This window comes from Oceanobacillus sp. FSL K6-0118 (genome assembly GCF_038006665.1).
In the GTDB taxonomy this organism is placed as follows: Bacteria; Bacillota; Bacilli; order Bacillales; family Amphibacillaceae; genus Oceanobacillus; species Oceanobacillus caeni.
Map to the genome: position 1 here is coordinate 1,364,623 of NZ_JBBOVR010000001.1, position 16,529 is coordinate 1,381,151.

19 protein-coding genes and 1 pseudogene are annotated in these 16,529 nt (G+C 34.1%); 8 read left to right on the forward strand and 12 right to left on the reverse strand.

The window, feature by feature from the left end; all coding sequences use genetic code 11:
• Window positions 1-28: 28 nt before the first annotated feature.
• From MHI02_RS07085 to MHI02_RS07095, 3 genes are all read left to right on the forward strand, one after another.
• On the forward strand, window positions 29-262 hold the full coding sequence (locus tag MHI02_RS07085; protein WP_047185270.1) for a hypothetical protein: 234 nt from the start codon (window positions 29-31) through the stop codon (window positions 260-262).
• Between the two features lie 161 nt (window positions 263-423).
• On the forward strand, window positions 424-1,809 hold the full coding sequence (gene fumC / locus MHI02_RS07090; RefSeq protein WP_047185271.1) for a class II fumarate hydratase: 1,386 nt from the start codon (window positions 424-426) through the stop codon (window positions 1,807-1,809).
• Between the two features lie 165 nt (window positions 1,810-1,974).
• Entirely contained in the window at window positions 1,975-2,172 is a 198-nt protein-coding gene (locus MHI02_RS07095; RefSeq protein WP_047185272.1) for an alpha/beta-type small acid-soluble spore protein, read from the forward strand.
• A gap of 99 nt (window positions 2,173-2,271) precedes the next feature.
• Here MHI02_RS07095 and MHI02_RS07100 read toward each other — a convergent pair whose 3' ends face one another.
• Together MHI02_RS07100 and MHI02_RS07105 are read right to left on the reverse strand one after the other, a co-directional pair.
• Window positions 2,272-3,369, reverse strand: coding sequence for an ABC transporter ATP-binding protein (locus MHI02_RS07100; protein WP_047185273.1), 1,098 nt, complete (start codon window positions 3,367-3,369; stop codon window positions 2,272-2,274).
• Between the two features lie 90 nt (window positions 3,370-3,459).
• On the reverse strand, window positions 3,460-4,347 hold the full coding sequence (locus MHI02_RS07105; protein ID WP_060667487.1) for a PucR family transcriptional regulator: 888 nt from the start codon (window positions 4,345-4,347) through the stop codon (window positions 3,460-3,462).
• Window positions 4,348-4,487: 140 nt separating this feature from the next.
• On the opposite strand from MHI02_RS07105, the gene MHI02_RS07110 reads away from it, so the two are divergent.
• Window positions 4,488-4,841, forward strand: a complete 354-nt coding sequence (locus MHI02_RS07110; protein WP_047185274.1) for a YlbF family regulator — start codon at window positions 4,488-4,490, stop codon at window positions 4,839-4,841.
• 35 nt (window positions 4,842-4,876) lie between these two features.
• Here MHI02_RS07110 and MHI02_RS07115 read toward each other — a convergent pair whose 3' ends face one another.
• Window positions 4,877-5,095 (reverse strand): YhzD family protein, encoded by a 219-nt coding sequence (locus MHI02_RS07115; RefSeq protein WP_341165786.1) that lies wholly within the window; start codon window positions 5,093-5,095, stop codon window positions 4,877-4,879.
• A gap of 111 nt (window positions 5,096-5,206) precedes the next feature.
• Between MHI02_RS07115 and MHI02_RS07120 the strand changes: the two genes are divergently transcribed.
• The 4 genes and pseudogenes from MHI02_RS07120 to MHI02_RS07135 all read left to right on the forward strand — a co-directional run.
• A complete protein-coding gene (locus tag MHI02_RS07120; RefSeq protein WP_341165787.1) occupies window positions 5,207-6,436 on the forward strand; it encodes an IS4 family transposase in 1,230 nt (409 codons plus the stop codon).
• A 349-nt stretch (window positions 6,437-6,785) separates the two neighbouring features.
• Complete coding sequence (locus MHI02_RS07125; protein ID WP_047185276.1) at window positions 6,786-6,995, forward strand: helix-turn-helix transcriptional regulator; 210 nt, start codon at window positions 6,786-6,788, stop codon at window positions 6,993-6,995.
• Window positions 6,988-7,134 (forward strand): hypothetical protein, encoded by a 147-nt coding sequence (locus tag MHI02_RS07130; RefSeq protein WP_157851580.1) that lies wholly within the window; start codon window positions 6,988-6,990, stop codon window positions 7,132-7,134. The genes MHI02_RS07125 and MHI02_RS07130 overlap by 8 nt, the downstream gene beginning before the upstream one ends.
• A 421-nt stretch (window positions 7,135-7,555) precedes the next feature.
• Window positions 7,556-7,672: pseudogene (locus MHI02_RS07135) on the forward strand (sodium ABC transporter ATP-binding protein); the annotation flags it as partial.
• Between the two features lie 46 nt (window positions 7,673-7,718).
• Here MHI02_RS07135 and MHI02_RS07140 read toward each other — a convergent pair.
• The 9 genes from MHI02_RS07140 to MHI02_RS07180 form a co-directional block, all read right to left on the reverse strand.
• Entirely contained in the window at window positions 7,719-9,428 is a 1,710-nt protein-coding gene (locus MHI02_RS07140) for a recombinase family protein (RefSeq protein WP_341165788.1), read from the reverse strand.
• 55 nt (window positions 9,429-9,483) lie between these two features.
• A complete protein-coding gene (locus tag MHI02_RS07145; protein WP_047185278.1) occupies window positions 9,484-9,741 on the reverse strand; it encodes a DUF6870 family protein in 258 nt (85 codons plus the stop codon).
• Window positions 9,742-10,111: 370 nt separating this feature from the next.
• A complete protein-coding gene (locus tag MHI02_RS07150) occupies window positions 10,112-10,366 on the reverse strand; it encodes a helix-turn-helix domain-containing protein (protein ID WP_047185279.1) in 255 nt (84 codons plus the stop codon).
• Window positions 10,350-10,787 carry an RNA polymerase sigma factor gene (locus MHI02_RS07155; RefSeq protein ID WP_047185280.1) on the reverse strand — a complete coding sequence of 146 codons (438 nt, stop codon included), beginning with the start codon at window positions 10,785-10,787 and terminating at the stop codon, window positions 10,350-10,352. Before MHI02_RS07155 ends, MHI02_RS07150 begins: the two co-directional genes overlap by 17 nt.
• Window positions 10,788-11,316: 529 nt before the next feature.
• Entirely contained in the window at window positions 11,317-12,663 is a 1,347-nt protein-coding gene (locus tag MHI02_RS07160; protein WP_047185281.1) for a PepSY-associated TM helix domain-containing protein, read from the reverse strand.
• A gap of 40 nt (window positions 12,664-12,703) precedes the next feature.
• Window positions 12,704-13,450, reverse strand: a complete 747-nt coding sequence (locus MHI02_RS07165) for an ABC transporter ATP-binding protein (protein ID WP_052771717.1) — start codon at window positions 13,448-13,450, stop codon at window positions 12,704-12,706.
• The gene (locus MHI02_RS07170) at window positions 13,437-14,273 is read right to left on the reverse strand and encodes an ABC transporter permease (protein ID WP_052771718.1); all 837 of its coding nucleotides are present in this window, start codon (window positions 14,271-14,273) and stop codon (window positions 13,437-13,439) included. Before MHI02_RS07170 ends, MHI02_RS07165 begins: the two co-directional genes overlap by 14 nt.
• 1 nt (window position 14,274) lies before the next feature.
• The gene (locus MHI02_RS07175) at window positions 14,275-15,162 is read right to left on the reverse strand and encodes a nitrous oxide reductase accessory protein NosL (protein WP_341165789.1); all 888 of its coding nucleotides are present in this window, start codon (window positions 15,160-15,162) and stop codon (window positions 14,275-14,277) included.
• Window positions 15,149-16,474 (reverse strand): right-handed parallel beta-helix repeat-containing protein, encoded by a 1,326-nt coding sequence (locus tag MHI02_RS07180; protein WP_047185282.1) that lies wholly within the window; start codon window positions 16,472-16,474, stop codon window positions 15,149-15,151. Before MHI02_RS07180 ends, MHI02_RS07175 begins: the two co-directional genes overlap by 14 nt.
• Window positions 16,475-16,529: the final 55 nt, after the last annotated feature.

A 16,529-nucleotide genomic window follows, 5' to 3' on the forward strand; every position in this document is an offset into this window, starting at 1 on the left:
ATATTAAAAAGGTTAAGGGGGAGTTCTCTTGAAACAACAAAAAGTAATATACAACTTTCGTCGCTATGCAGGTACGGAACTTTATGCAAGAAAAGAAATCCCTTATGAGTTTGGTTTAAATGCACAGTTAATGTTGGATGAGATTTGCTTTAACTGGAATAAACAAAAAATATTGGACAAGATCCATTATTCGATTGAGACAGATAATAAAGATGAATTTTTAAAATATAGCCAAGTGTATATGGACTACGTTTGGGAGTAGAAAAATAGGAAGCCTCGCCATTATTGGTGGGGCTTTTTGTAGTTTTTTATCCAACTTCTTTATAAAATTACCTTAAACCTAGTATATTTAGTACCTTATTTGTTATGAAATTTGTTACAATATAGTTGATAGTAAAAGTAACATAGGGGAGGAATTACAGGATGGAATACCGTGTTGAAAGAGATACATTAGGGGAAATTAATGTACCAGCAGACAAATTCTGGGGTGCACAAACACAACGTAGTAAACAAAACTTTCCTATTGGAAATGAATTAATGCCAAAAGAAGTTGTTCGTGCATTTGCGATTTTGAAGAAAAGTGCGGCAAAAGCTAATAGTGATCTAGGTTTATTAGATAGTAAAAAGGCCGAAGCTATTGCCTATGCAGCAGATCAAATTATTGAAGGGAAAATAGATGACCATTTCCCATTAGTAGTTTGGCAAACTGGCAGTGGTACACAATCGAATATGAATGTCAATGAAGTAATCGCACATGTTGGAAATAAATGGCTATTAGAAAATGGTAGCGATTTAATCCTTCATCCTAATGATGATGTAAATAAATCACAAAGTTCTAATGATACATACCCAACAGCTATGCATGTTGCTTTCGTATTAAAATTAGAAGATGAAGTACTTCCTGCTGTGAAAACATTAAAAAATACACTTAAAGGAAAAATCGATGCGTTTTCTGATATCGTAAAAATTGGACGAACTCACCTTCAAGATGCTACACCACTAACATTAGGACAAGAAATTAGTGGATGGCATCGTATGCTTGAAAAATCAGAAATGATGATTAAGGAAAGTGTTGAGCATATTAAAGAATTAGCAATTGGGGGAACAGCAGTTGGTACAGGCCTAAATGCACATCCTGAATTCTCAGAACGTGTATGTCAGGCGATTAGTGAATTTACTGGAAAAACATTTGTTTCCGCGCCAAACAAGTTTCATTCTTTAACCAGTCATGACGAATCTGTATATGCTCATGGTGCACTAAAAGGTCTTGCTGCGGACATGATGAAGATTGCTAATGATGTCCGGTGGTTAGCAAGTGGCCCACGTTGCGGAATTGGGGAAATTACCATACCAGCGAATGAACCAGGAAGCTCGATAATGCCTGGTAAAGTTAATCCAACTCAAAGTGAAGCAGTTACAATGGTGTCTGCACAAGTAATGGGTAATGATGCTACAATTGGCTTTGCAGCAAGCCAAGGTAACTTTGAATTAAATGTATTCAAACCAGTTATTGCTTATAACTTCTTACAATCTTGTCAATTACTTGCTGATAGTATTCTTTCTTTTGATGAGCGTTGTGCTCAAGGAATCGAACCAAACCATGAACAAATTGAAAAGAATTTAAATGATTCCTTAATGCTAGTAACTGCATTAAATCCACATATTGGATATGAAAATGCAGCAAAAATTGCTAAAACAGCATTTAATGAAAACTCAACATTAAAAGAAACCGCTGTTAAATTAGGATTGCTGACAGCGGAAGAATTTGATGAATTTGTAAAACCGGAAGAAATGACACATCCTAAATAATGAATAGCAAACGCTTGGAGTAATAGAAAGTTTACTCCAAGCGTTTATTTTTTGTAGTAGCTGTTGAATTGGAATTATATCTACATTTTACCAATGTTTTTTTGTAATAGGATTTATAAAAATAACAGACAATAGAAATACAACAAACAAGGAGGTGAGATAAAAATGGCAAGCAACAATTCTAACCAATTATTAGTTCCTGGGGTTGAGCAAGCTCTAAACCAAATGAAGGTTGAAATCGCATCTGAATTTGGTGTGAACTTAGGTGCAGACACTACTTCTCGTGCTAACGGTTCTGTTGGTGGAGAAATTACAAAACGTCTAGTACACACAGCTCAACAACAACTAAATGGTGGACAATAAATTTAATATAGAAATGGCATAAGAGGAAAGCAAAGGCTTTCCTCTTTTTAGAGGGGCGTCAAAAAATCGAGCACCATGTACTCGATTTTTGATTAAAACTTATTTAATACGGCTTTCTGTTTCTGCATCAAAGAAATGTACACGGTTCATATCAAATGCCAAATCAATTTGATCTCCACCATTGATATTGGAACGTGAATCTACTCGGGCAACAAATTCTTGGCCAGCTACGGAAGAATATAGATAGGATTCAGCCCCCATTAGTTCTGATACATCAATTTTTACATTGAGTTTTGTTTCAGGAGAGGCAGCGATGAATGCCGGCTCGTCATGGATATCTTCTGGACGCATACCTAAAATAACGTCTTTATTTGTATATCCTTGTTCACGTAACGATTTCATTCTACCTTCTGGAACTTTTATTTTAACGTCTCCTATTTCAAAATAACCGTCTGTTATTTTACCATGAAAGAAGTTCATTGCGGGCGACCCAATAAATCCGGCAACAAATACATTTTCAGGAAGATCATAAACTTCTTTTGGTGAACCGATTTGTTGGATTATTCCATCTTTCATAACTACAAGCCGTGTAGCCATTGTCATCGCTTCTGTTTGATCATGTGTTACATAAATGGTAGTTGTTTGTAATCTTTGGTGTAGTTTTTGAATTTCAGCACGCATTTGAACACGAAGTTTTGCATCTAGGTTTGATAAAGGCTCGTCCATTAAGAATACTTTTGCATCTCTTACTATTGCACGACCAAGAGCAACACGTTGACGTTGACCACCTGAAAGGGCCTTTGGTTTACGGTCTAAATAAGCTTCAAGGCCTAAAATTTTGGCCGCATTATTCACACGTTTGTTAATTTCCTCTTTGCTAAATTTACGTAGTTTTAATCCAAACGCCATATTATCAAATACAGACATATGTGGATAAAGAGCATAGTTTTGGAATACCATCGCGATATCACGATCTTTAGGAGCAACATCGTTCATACGTTTACCATCAATATAAAAATCTCCACCTGAGATTTCTTCCAATCCAGCAACCATACGTAGTGTAGTAGATTTACCACAACCAGAAGGACCTACGAAGACGATAAATTCTTTGTCTTTGATATGTAGATTGAAGTCCTTTACTGCAACTACTTCTTTATCATATTTTTTTTGTATATGTTCTAATCTTAATTCAGCCATTTTTATTACCTCCAATTTGGTGTAAGCGGTTAATTATATTGTATGGTTTATGGAGAATTCTGAAAATGGTAGACGTGCACAAAGAATAGACTATTTCTTGTGCACCATGGACAATATCGCTAAATATACAGCCATTGCACCACTGAATTGTCTAACATCTATACCGGTTTTATCAATAAATTTATCTAATCGATATTGTAAGCTATTGCGATGTAAATGTAGTTTTTTTGCAGCAGTAGTTACATTTTGATTACTTAGAATAAATACCTTAATGGAATGGAGTAGATCTTGATCATTTGTCAATTCGCCTAATATCATATCTTTCGTTTTTTGTAAAAATTCCTTTTCTGCTTGGTGGATCAGAAGATAGGGAATCGCATCAACATACGTAACAACTGATTGGTCTGTATAGTGAAATGCAATATTAGCTTCCTTTATAAAAGTTGTATAAAAATCATTTAATCTTTCCAACTTATTCATATATGGTCCGATGCAAAAGCGTATGTTTATATATAAATCGCTCATTAATACGTCAATCATTTGTTCATAGGATATCGATTCATCCGAAATGTTAGGTTTTTCTTCGATGATAACCCCTTGATGATCGTTTTCCCACATGATTGCTACAGGGTTTGTATAGAAATTATGTATTGCTTCTTTAAATAGTTTTGGTTCCATTGGAGTGTTCTTTGTAGAAAAATAAACAAAACGAAATGTATTAACATATTCATTATTAGTATTAGTATGAATTCGTTGATTCCAAATTTGTTCTAATTCTGTAGGTTGAGGAATAAAAATATGGTATGGTGTAAGAAAAGCCGATAATATTTCTTCATCTTTATGGGTTAGTTCCTTTTTATCAATCCCAATTATTTTATGATCATCTGTTATAAACCAACTATATTTTTCTGGAATATTAACTCCTTCATCTTTATAGCATAAAGATGGGAATATTTTCTTTAGATCATTCATATACATGTAATTCCTCTTTTCTATCATATATATCCATTTTAACATGGTAGTGGTGATTCATTGAAATTAAATAATGACTTATGGGTATACATGGGAAATCACGTTTGATATAGTGGATAAGAATAAAAATCTAGGAGGGTACGTTTTTGGCTAATATTCATGATAGTGCGTACGATTTGGAGAAAGCAATTCGAGAAAGTGAGGAATTTAATCATTTAAAAAATTCCTTTGAAGCAGTAATGAGTAATCCACAAGCAAAACAATTATTTGAACGTTTTCGCGATACACAAATGCAATTACAAGAAAAACAAATGCAAGGATTAGATATAACGGAAGAAGAAGTAGAACAAGCTCGCACAGTTGTAGAAGAAGTACAACAACATAGTGATATTTCTAAACTAATGGAAGATGAACAACAACTAAATCTTTTAATTAATGATATTAGTAAAATTATTACAAAACCATTAGAAGAGCTTTATGGAAATCCGGATCATCAGTAATACGAGAAACGACTTCACCATGTGAAGTCGTTTCTTTACCTATGGAATAAAACTAATTTAGCTTCAGGTGACACACAGCGATGTGTATATTCACTATAACCTTTCTCTTCCAATTGTTGTTGTCCGATTGCTTTTGCTTCCTCATTATTTTGTGCTGTAAATTTTTCATCTAATAATTTTTCCCCGGATTTACTGAATACCGTTAATGTCACTAGCGTTGCATAAAGTTTTCGGTAAAAAGTCAAGCGAAACATTTTATGTCAATATTATTAATAATAGGAACTTTCACTACAAAAATCCATAAAAAAACCTTATAATTAGGGTATGATAGTCCTGTCCAAATCCCTAACTATAAGGAGATAACCATGGACAATCATACCATAAAAACTGTATTCAAGGAATACATTCATCCATTAGATTCAAAAATAATACAAAAAATGATTGATCACGCCAAGATTGACAAATATGTCAAAAAGTTTGATGTGCTTACGTTTATGAACACGTTTATTTATGCGCAATTGAAGCAACTAGATAACCTTCAGCGGATAAGTGACACGATAAAACGCAAGAAAACCGTCCAAAGATTGGTTGGCATAGAAAGCATTAGTAAATCACAGCTATCTCGAAAAAATGGGGATATACCATCCGAGATTTTCCAGGTTATCCTGCATCATCTAATTCAAAAACTGCACCGCATACTTGGACCAAAAACGGCAGGCAAAGCACTTGGAAAGCTTCATCTGATTGATTCATCAACGATTTCGATGTGCCTTAGTCAATATGAATGGGCAGATTTTCGAGATACAAAATCGGGTGTGAAAATGCATACTTCCATTACTTTTTGCGAGGGCATTTCTTACCCAAATGAAGTCATTCTCACACCTGCAAGACCTGCAGATGAAACACAGCTAGATTCATTAATCGTATTAGATAAAAACGTTCTTCATGTATTTGACCGAGGCTATTTCAATTTTAAAAAGTTTGATACCTACTGTGCAGAAGGTATTCGATTTGTCACACGAATTAAAACGAACACGGTCGTACATGTCATCGAGGAATTACCGATTGATTCCTCTTCACCGATCACCCGTCATGCGGTAGTAAAGATCGGAAAGATGAAGAACCCGCTGCAACTCGTTGAAACTGTAGACAGTAAAGGAAATCAGATTCGAATTGTGTGTAATGATGCTAAAGTCAGTGCACAGGAAATGAGTGATCTCTACCGCAACCGCTGGCAGATAGAATTATTTTTCAAATGGGTCAAGCAGCATATGGTTATTAAAAAACTATATGGAAAAAGCGAAAATGCGGTATATAATCAAATCTATTTGGCAATGATTTCTTTCTGTTTAACCCTTTTAATGAAAAACAAAATTGGCTATAAAGGGACCTTGCTGGAAATGTTACGTTGGATACGGGATTTCTGTTCTCACTCCATCACAACCCTTATTTCTAAAGTATTCAAGGAACCAGAGCGATCATCCCGTGGTCGACGAAGGCTTGATCACGAAAAGGTCTTTCAAGTAACTGTTGCACAATACGAATTAGGAGATGTTTTGCTCTTAGACGATTTAACCTATGACCCAATCATCTAAAATGTTATATAAAATTCAGAAAATGGATAAAGGACTACCTTTAGAGCCCTGTTAACCTTTTTTCATAAATTAAATATAATTTATATCTGAAAATTTGTACATTTAAATTAAAGCTATAAATTAAATGGTTGACTTCTACAATTATTTTTTATGCAACGCTAGTGCGTTAATGTATATTCTCCCATAGCATAGCCTCCTTATGTTTAATCGCTATATTCTAAATATTATTATAAATTAAGACAAGAAAAATTTAAACTAAAACATTTGTAAAGCCTACTTGACATTAAGGAGTTTGTGAAGTAAACTTAACGTCAAGTGAACTTTACTATTTGTAAGGGGCGGAGTGAAGATGAAGACATTAATTCGTGAAAAAAGAACGGAATTAAACATCACACAAGAAGAATTATCTAAAAGGTTAAAAGTTTCCAGACAAACCATTATTTCACTTGAAAAAGGAAAATACAAACCTTCCTTAGTTTTAGCACATAAACTCGCCCAGACATTCGGATGTACGATTGAAGAATTATTTATTTTTGAAGGGGATGAGAATATTGAGTGAATCCTTTTTAGCGAATCCTTGGGGGTTAATGGGGGTCATTGGAGCAGGAATTATTTTGCTTGTTGTATACTTTGTTAATAAACATATTGGGAAGAAGAAACATTTATTTGATAAGATAAGTGAAAGTATAAGAATTTAGCTTATAAATCTTGTCATAGGGAAGTCCACGTCCAGCTCCAGCGCCCAGCGACTAGCGAGACTTCCTTCACCTCCGTGCGATAAGTCAACATCGACTCACTCCGTTCGTCGTGTTTCCTTTATCTCCTACGGCTCAGTCCAGTCCGTACGTCGCTAAACGGGCGCTTGCGCTTTTGGTCTGAACGTTATCATCAACAGACGAACCGTATGAAGGCAAGATCTTGGGATGCCATGATTGTGATATATATGATTGCATGGTGTATGGTGATTATATTTGATGGCATTTCATTTAGTTTCTTTCTAATAACAGCCCTTTATGTCTTCCATAATATTACCGCAATTATTGCAAAACTATATTTTCTTAACAAAGAATGATATGTTTTTGTTATAATCATACTGTTACTTTTAGGGGGGGATACAGAATGACGTTAGTGTTAAATCAAGTAACAAAAAGATTTGGAAAAGATACAGCAGTTAATCATTTATCGTTAAAAATCCCAGAAAAAGAAATGTTTGGATTTTTAGGTGGAAATGGTGCATGAATATATAGAAGAAAATACGAAGAAAGAAAACCAAGTCAAGTTATCACATCACTTGGCTTTCTTTTACCATGTGTGATTTCTTGTTTTCTTGAATAAATTCCAACATTCGTTTATGTTGGTCTTCAAAGTTAAATTGGATCGTAATCTCATTATTTTCATGAATATCAATATGATCAATTAACGCAACTAACAAGCCACGATCAAGTGCTTTGATATTCTTGTATTTTAAAAATGTTTGTAGATAGAGACTGTTGACACCAGTATCTTTTTGGACATTCATCATTTCTAATTTAAGGTTTTCAATGAATTGTTTCAATTCCTCAGCTTGCTGTTCAAATTTTGCTTTCATGCGCAAGTATTCAGCTCTTGTAATGTCACCACATTTCCAATCGATATACAGATTGTCTGTAACTACTGTAATTCTTTCAAGCTGTTGTTGTTTAGCCTTATACAGTCGCTCTAATTCTTTTGATTTGGTTTTAATGATTGGTCTTTTATTAATTTCCTTAATGATTGTGGTCATATCATCAACAAGTGCTATTTGGGCTTGAATCGCTCGTAATACGGCTTCCGTTATATCTTCTAATTTCATACTGTGTCGCGTACATTTGTTTTTATTTTTAACAGAATAGGTGGAACAAACATAATAAGTGTATTCCTTTAGCCCTGATTTTGTCTTTTTACGATTGGTTTTCTTTGTCATATACATCCCACAATCTCGGCAACGAAGGAAGCCAGAAAAAAGATATACTTTCTTTTTAGATGGTGCAGTACGGGTATCACGTTGTCCTAAACTTTGAGCTTTTTCAAATAAACTTGGCTCAATAATAGGTTCATGTGTGTTTTCTACTACAAACCATTCTTCTTCTGGTGGTGTGATTTTTTCACGGATTTTATAACTAACCACTCGTTGTTGTCCTTGTACCATTGTGCCAATATAGACTCGATTGGTTAAGATACGAAATACTGTGCCTAAACTCCACATGCCGTCTTTTTTACTAGCATTCGGTGTAACATGCTTCAATCCTTTTTGCTGTTTATATACGCTCGGTGTGGGAACACCTAACTCGTTTAAATGTTTCACAATGCCAGCTTTACTCATGCCATCATGAACGAACCAATGATAAATGTTCTGTACAATCTGGGCTGCTTCCTCATCTATTACAAGATGATTTTTATTCTCTGGATTCTTTTTATACCCATAGGGAGCAAATGCACCAATAAATTCACCGTTTCGACGCTTAGTATCAAATGTCCGACGAATATCATTTGATGTCCGTGCGGCATAGCGGTCATTTAGTAATCCCGCCATTGGAACTTCCAATCCTTGAATTACTTCTGGATTCAGATAGGTGTCAATCACTGGATCACCTATGCTAATAAAACGCGTACCATGTAAAGGAAATACTCTTTCTAAAAAATAGCCTTGGTCAGAATAATTACGAAAAGCCCTTGAAAGTGTCTTACAAATAATACAGTTGACCTTGCCTGTTTCAACATCGTGTATCATACGTTGAAAATCAATTCTTTCATAATCTGTTGTACCAGATTGTCCATCATCCACATAATAGTCAACGAGTACATATTCATCACCAAAGGTATGTTCAAGATATTCTTGAATGATTTTTCGTTGATTCGTAACACTTAAACTTTCATCATTTCCATCATCTTTGGACAAACGGATATAAACCGCAACCTTCCATATTTGCCGACGTGACTTTTCAACTTTTGTATTTTTTCTAACTCGTGCCATGTTCCTCCAATCCTCTATAATCACATCTTTATTATATCGCGCATTAAATATAAATTCAGTGATTATAGCTTGAAAAATAGTGTTTTAATTGTGTAGACAAATCATTTCCTTCATCAGAAAAGCAAACATGGACCGCTACATGCCCGCATAGAAACTGGTATGGATTTTCGATGTCTTGAAGATATTTTTCCAATCGCTCGAATGCAGGTAATTCCATGTCAATTTGAATATGCCGAATGTCTACAAGGTTTGGTGATTGATGACTATTTTTATCTTGACGTTTGTTTTTATCAAGCTTTTTAACATCAACCATATTCGATCATCCTTCCATAGTGATTAAAAAATCAGACGGCTGTTGGTACAGCTCCACGGGAATTCCACCCCTGCAAGTATTTCTTCCAGCCCTACTCATAGCTTGCGACGCTTTAAACGCTCGAACCATGACGATAGGGGAGTATCATTATCCTAACTGATGGGTTATCGCCAGCAATCTACCACAATTGCATTAGACTCATAGGTTATCGCTCGTTTCTAATGAAAGTCATGGCGTATGAATTAAGTGGCTCATCATCAGTAGAACGTATCTGATTTTTTGTTTATACTGCACGTAGTTATCTTCCGTGCTTTCTTTGTCAAAGAGCAAACATATGATTATTGAAAGGGAAAACCTAACCATTATTCCATCAAATCTTGAAAACTAAAACAGATTGCATAAGCTTCGATCGTAAGCGATCACGTGTATCTTCATTGATACCCCAAAAAGTGTTTCCATGTTCATCACGGAGCTTACGCATAGACAAGCTTGTTATATAGCTTCCATAATGCAGAACAACTACTTTCATTGCTTCTGGCTCACCCTTATTTGCAGCTAAAATAATTGGATACGGCAATAAGCCACGCTCATTGTTTTCAACATTAGAATTAATCATCCCGGTCATTTGCATGTTCCTCCAAAAACCGTTTTAACCGTTCAAAAGAACTTGTCCGTCTATACTGTACGGTGCTGCGTGGAATATCAAGTAGTTGACCAATTTCCACATCAGACAGCTCAAAGAAATAGTATAGTAGGACAGTGATACGCTTTTCTTTTGGCAAAGTACGCATTGCTTCAGCAAGTAATTTCGGAGTGATTTTCTTTCCAGCCACTTGAAAACTTTGTCCATCTTCACCTTCATATTGCTTATCCAAAGTAAAGAGTTGATTTTCTTCTTGTGGAGTTAAATCGGAAAATGTCATCTCCTTTGCTTGTCGCTGTTGTCTTTCGTTGTAAATATTGATTGCTTCATTCTTCAATACTCGTTTACAAAAAGCATTAAATGCACAGCGAACTTGCCACTCGGTACGATTTGGTTCTATCATGCATTTCCTCTCCCTTCGCAACTGCAAAGGTGGGTGATGATTTCCCCTTTCATAACCTTCAACAAGATTTTTTGTGAAATGCCAAAGATTTGAGAAAATTTATTTTAAAAAATAAAAACCCAACTGAATAAAAGTCAGTTGGGGATTAAAATTCAAAACTTTTTTTGAAATGCTATTTAGATTCTTATTATGATATTTATCAAATCCTCCATCATTAGTGGAAGCAACAGTTTGCAACATTCAAGAAAGATGTCAGATTTTAAGCTTTAGTTGACATCCTTTTATTTGAGAATCTTCATCAGAATATATCTAGCCTATGCGTATCACAAAACAAATTTAATAGTAAGATTTATGTTTATGAAAACTATAAGAGAGACAATCATTCATTAATGATTAAGTAATCTTCATGTATAAATCGCAAGATGTTGTAAAGTTTTTCAACGATTGAACGTTTTTGTTTTTTTTAGACTCATATAAAATGGTACTGTGAAGAAAAAATAATCACTTTCTATACAAGTTAAGTGATGTCTTAAGACACCGCTTTTTTCTTCTTGAAATACAAAATATATTCAATAATTAACACAAGAATAATAGATAGTCCAAACAATGGCATTAAAATACCCAGTATTACTAACATCAATATAACAGACAGTGAAAGTGGTTTATTAATTCTTTTTGGAAGTATTTTTGTGAAGCTTTTAGTACGTTTAATCCAAGATATAAAACCAATTATGATAGTACCCAGAAAAGCAATACAGGCAAGTAGGTTCATTATTTTATTTGGCAAACCAAATAAATGTCCTTCATGTAATGGGATACCCCAAGTAAACCACTTACCAATAAGACCATATTCTTCATAATCTACTTTGCCAAGCTTTTTACCACTATATTGATCATAATAAATAGTTGTTTCTTCATATGGAGAAACATCTAGCCCAGTGACACCTGTATTACTACCTTTAGAAATGGTAAAAACGCCTTTATCATCTGACGGGTATACTATAGAAAAAGGCTTAGAAACACCCTCTTTTTGGGCAATATTACCAATTTCATCAACAGTCATTTGATTGGGTAAATCAGTAACTGAACTTGATGCACCGTGACGATCAGCGTGTCCTTTATGTTCACCATTCTCAGACATTGGTTCTTTTTTACTTCTAGTTGCCCAAGGAATCTCATTAACATCTGAATTAGGTGGATTATAACGTAATTCCGTATGTCCTAAATTTGGATAATCTTCTCCCAACTTACTAATATGACTTCCCATGAATGCTGACCATGGAATACCAGTTAATACAATAACAACCAAAGGTATGGCTACAATCAATCCTAAGAGAGCATGCCATTTTTGAAATCTTAATTTCTTATTTTTATTCGTAATGAGTTTCTTTTTAACTAACATATAAGTTCCAGACACAATCATGAAAATAGTCCAACATGCAGTTAACTCTACTAAGTAATTAATAATTGTGTTTTCCGTAAACAGTGAACTATGTATGTTTCTCATTACATTCGAATAAGTATATTTTGCAATTTGACTAGTAACTATTTGGTTATTTTCATCTAAGAAAACGTATAGTTGATTTCCATCTTCATCATTGACCGTTATTCTATCATTATAAGGCTCTTCCATAATACTAATCTTGTTTATACTGTAGCCTTTATATGTTTCTTCAATCTCTTTAACTGCTTGTTTAAGTGTCTGTTGTTCAGTTTCTTCACTTTTACCAAAAAACTCTTGTTGATATATCTTATTTTCTACATCCGTGAAAAAAAGATATCCGATACCTGATAGAGTCAGTGTAAGTAATAACGGGGTGATAAACAACGCAGCGTAAAGATGTAATCTTTGTAAAGGATTATAGGTATTTTTCAAATTAGATTCCATCCCTTTTATTTTTATATAACATCTCTGGCTATTGTTCATGTAGACATGTTTTATCTTCTGAAATAGCATTAAAATAAAGCTGTTGAAATGTTTCATATAAACCGGAATCACGATATTGATTAATAGGCCCCTTACTAATGACCTCACCGTCACTAAGAAACAAAACTTCATCAGCAATTTGTTCTGCAATATGAAGGTCATGCGTTGAAAAAATAATCGTTTGCCCATTCTTTTTAGCATGTAGCATAAGGTTACAAAATTGTTTCACCCAATATGGATCTAAACCGTTCGTTGGCTCATCCAAAATAAGCGTATTTGGCTTTGCCAAGAGTGCTTGAGCTAACAAAAGACGTTGATTCATTCCTTTTGAAAAGTTACCAACCTTCTCATTTAGTTTATCTAGCAAGCCCACTTCCTTTAATGTTTCTAAATACCTAGTTTTACTAATATTTTTAATTTGTGCATAAAAATCCATCGTTTCTTTTGTAGTCATCGACTTTTGAAATTGAAAATCATCTGGCATATAACCAAATTGCTCTAAGAATTGCGTTTTATGTTTTTTTTTATTTAATCCATTGATTGTCACATATCCTGTTGTGGGCTTTATTAACCCTGTAATCAATCGAATTAGTGTACTTTTACCTGCCCCGTTGCCACCACATAAAGCAAGTATCCTCCCTTTAGAAAGTTGATAATTTAAAGGCATCAATAAGTGCTTCTTTTTTACATTTTTCGATAGATTATGAAACTCTACTGCCATGTTAATCTGCTTCATTTTTGTCGCCCCGATTCCAAATAAATCCGCCAACGAATATTGATACGAATATCCAACTCAAAAAAACACCGAAAAAAATAAGTATGCCGTAGCTACTAGTTGCCCATGTAATCCATTTATAATAGTCAGCTCCGAACGCCGCCCCCGCTCCAAATCTCATAATAGAAACAACACGAATAAATTCAGCGGGATTTAAAAGAGTTAGTACTTGTAAAGTAGGTTTTACTAATTTATACGATGGTAAGTGGCTAAGTGTGCTAATCATTAACAACGGCCATATAATAATTGTTAAAAACCATACTGCGATTCCTCCAATAAGTGATTGCCAACGATTCATCGCAATAGAACCTATGAATAAAGCAATACTTAAATAGACTAATGCCAACACAGTAGAAAAGAGCCAAAAGAAAACTAAAGTATTAATACTTAATTCCTGTCCAAATACGATAGTAATAACACCAGCAAGCCCAAAGCTAAAAAAGAGCATTGTTAAAAGAATAACGGCCAGCCCAATCCATTTTCCCCATAAAAAAGTATACACAGAGATTGGATAGGTAGAAAGTAATCCCCATTGCCCATCTTCCTTTTCAACTGCTACTGAAAATCCACCTAATAGAAGGGTAATTAACGGTAATAAATATAGAGTCATATTTATTACCGTACCAGTCATATCAGTATACCCTTGTGTAGTTGCGACACCTGATTGTAACAGTAGTATAGCAACAGTGAAAATGGACAATAGAATCATAAAAGAATAGGTCCAAGAGTTTCTAAACCCTAATTTTATTTCTCTTTTTGCTACTGTTAGGATACGCAACTTCATATCATTCCTTCACAATGACTTCATATTCCATGTGCTCGTGTAAATCATGATCATCTTCTACATGAACTTGAACATGGTATGTACCGGCTTCTTTAAAGGAATAATCTGCAACATAGTTCCCTGTATTAACTTCACTTGCGTCTACCCAGTCCGTATTATCTTTATTATCTTCCTTCCAAATTTCATAACGAACTTTAGCACCTTCTAAACCAGCTTCATCAAGTGTAATATTAACCTCTAATTTAGTTTCTTCTCCTACCGTTGCATTTTCAAGTTCTGTAAAGTGCATATCAAATCCTTCTGCGTGAAATCCATGTGCATGATCATCATGACCATCATGTCCGTCATGACCGTGGTCATGATCATGGTTCATCATCTCCCACTTATGATCTTTTAAATCATCAGCCGTTAATATTTCACCAAATCCATTTTCTTCAATATAACTTTCGGCGTCTGCACGATCTTTAAATGAAATAATTCCATAAGCCATCGGCGTATTAATTTCTTCATCAAAAACGTAAGTTGCATCTTCCATTAAAACCCATTCTTCTGTATTAAAATCACGAACAAATTTTGCCCCAATTTCGTCTTCACCGTTTTCTGTTATCCATGCATATAAGCAACCTAAATCATCAAACTTTAGTGAACGTTCACTTTTTAATACGATTTGAGTCGCATGCTGATCATCAGCAACAGCCATAGCACAAATTTCACAAACATCCGTGTCAGGATTAATATCTTCAGGCTTATACTTTAATTCAGTTGTTTCGTTGAGTTCTGCATTTTCTGAATTGGCATCTTCTTTCTTATCATTATTGCCTTCACCACATGCAGCTAAAATTAATGTAACTACCGCTAAAACCATAAATAAAAAACTAAATTTTTTCATTGCTTTTTACCCCCAAATAAATAATAAGTATGCTAACAATTAATAAAGAAATACAAAATAATAAAATAGGAACTTGATTGATAGATTGATTGTTTGAACTTATTAACGGATTTTCCATTAATGGAGATTGATCAATAAGTTGCTGTTCAACAGGTGTATGAATAAGTTGTTCCAGAAAAACCATCCCTGGTGATTGAAATAACAATTGAAATGGCGGATATTCATTCGTTATGTTCAAAAAAAATGGATCAACTTTATATGTTAAGTTACTAATCTTATCTCCAGTAATATCTAGTCCAAAGTGGTCTCCCCAATAGTTTTGATTGGTATTATTATGAGAACTCTCTTTCGCTTGACCTTGAACTACATTGGCAACGAATGAATTATTAAAAATATTGTTATTTTCCGCACCTTTAAATTGGATACCTATATAATTTCCCTGTACATTATTTAAGGCCAACTTATTGTTACTTGCATCTTCAATAAAAACTCCTATACGGTTATTCACTATGTTATTTTCTGTAATGGTGGAATTAACCGTATCAAATAAAAGTAGACCCAGTGATTGAACATTTTCCTGATTGTATTTTAAGATATTATGCTTCACTATAGTTCCGTCAGTACCCATGATCATCATGCCGCTAATATTTTCATAAGATTCGTTTTCTTCAAGAATGGTGTTATTTGTAAACATAAGATGATAACCATAACGAGATTGATAAACGGTATTATTATATACTTTAATTTCATTACTTCTTTCTATATAAATACCGTCTTGTACATGATCTATAGTTGTGTCATGGATGATATTGTAATGCGATTTCCATAAATCGATACCATGTTGTCGGTTTTTTATTAATTCATTTTCATCTCCAGAAATGTTTAAATACGATAATATGTTATAATTCGCCTCATCTAATTGGATTCCATAGCTGTTTGTATCAATTTGAATATTTTTCAAGTAATTATTGTCGCCATTTATGAAAATGGCTGGTGACTTACTACCAGTATCCAGATGTTTAATATTAAAGTTCTCAATTTTCACATTATTTGAATTGATTGTAATGGTAGGATTGGAACCTTTTTGAATCAAAGTTACATTTTCGTCACCTACAAGATGAATGGGTTTGTCTATAACAATACTTTCCTTATATTCACCTTTGCGTAGTTTAACAGTCTCACCCGATTGTGATTCTCGAATCTGATGTTGAATAGATTGCTCTTGTGCATTTGCATAAATAGGGAAAAATAGGATAAACAGAAAACCTAATGCCAAGGCAACTTTAATAAATTTTTTTTGAATACTTAACACCGCCTCTTTATGCCTATAAGTCTCAATTCTCTCCAAACAATATTAAGTCTGGGCA